Annotated in this window: 2 protein-coding genes; both read left to right on the forward strand. The window is 66.4% G+C overall.

The features are described 5' to 3' along the window. The coding region (locus X803_RS16830; protein WP_035777333.1) for a rhodanese-like domain-containing protein at positions 1-530 on the forward strand (530 nt) is incomplete at its 5' end. Further along, positions 527-1,035, forward strand: a 509-nt coding sequence (locus X803_RS0100380; protein ID WP_026543571.1) for a sulfite exporter TauE/SafE family protein, incomplete at its 3' end; no start/stop codon positions are given. The genes X803_RS16830 and X803_RS0100380, both read left to right, overlap by 4 nt.

The raw sequence follows: 1,035 nt of genomic DNA on the forward strand, positions 1-1,035 counted from the left end.
TGCATATCCGCGGTTCGTACAATGTGCCGCTTCCCCTGCTGTCCGAACACACCGATGAGCTGGCGGCACGGCTGGGCAGTCGTGTCGTCCTGGTCTGCCAGTCCGGGGTGCGCGCCGAACAGGCCCGCCAGCGCCTCGGTGGTGCAGGGATCGACACGGCGTATGTCCTGACCGGGGGAGTGCCTGGGTTCGCCACTGCCGGCGGCGACGTCGTCCGCGGCCGTCAGCGCTGGGACCTTGAGCGTCAGGTGAGGCTCGCGGCAGGCTCCCTGGTGGTCCTTGGTCTGGCCGGAGGACAGTTCGTCTCACCGAAGCTGCGCCTGCTGGCAGGAGCCATCGGCACCGGCCTGACGTTCTCGGCCGCTACGAACACCTGCGCCATGGGTAAGGCCCTCTCGGCCATGCCATGGAACAAGACCGCACAGGAACCAACCCGTGAGGCAGCTGTACTGCAACTTACCAGCGCCACCTCCAGGGCCAATGCCACGGCCGGTGCCAATTCCACGATGGGGCAGGCGCGCGCCTCATGAGCGCAACCCTGATCCTCGTACTCAGCCTGTCGGTGGTCATCGGGCTTTCGCTGGGTGTCCTGGGTGGCGGCGGGTCTATCCTGACCGTGCCGATCCTGGTGTATGTGGCCGGATTCGAAGCTAAGGAAGCGATCGCTGCGTCCCTGTTCGTTGTCGGAGTCACCTCGGCGGTGAGCGTGATCAGCCATGCCCGCGGTGGCAGGGTGATGTGGCGCACCGGTCTGACCTTCGGGGCCGCCGGCATGGTCGGCGCCTTCGTCGGCGGTCTGCTTGGTGGGTACATCCCCGGTCAGATCCTTTTGATTGCCTTCGCTCTCATGATGGTGGCCACCGCCATAGCCATGCTCCGCGGCAGGAAAAAAACTGGCGGGGAAGGCACCGCCGAACCGGTGAAACATGAACTCCCCCTCGGTCGGGTGCTGCTGGACGGAGCAGTCGTCGGGCTCGTCACAGGCCTGGTCGGTGCAGGCGGTGGATTCCTCGTCGTCCCCGCCCTGGCCCTGCT

It is taken from the genome of Arthrobacter sp. 35/47, from assembly GCF_000520475.1.
In the GTDB taxonomy this organism is placed as follows: domain Bacteria; phylum Actinomycetota; class Actinomycetes; order Actinomycetales; family Micrococcaceae; genus Arthrobacter_D; species Arthrobacter_D subterraneus.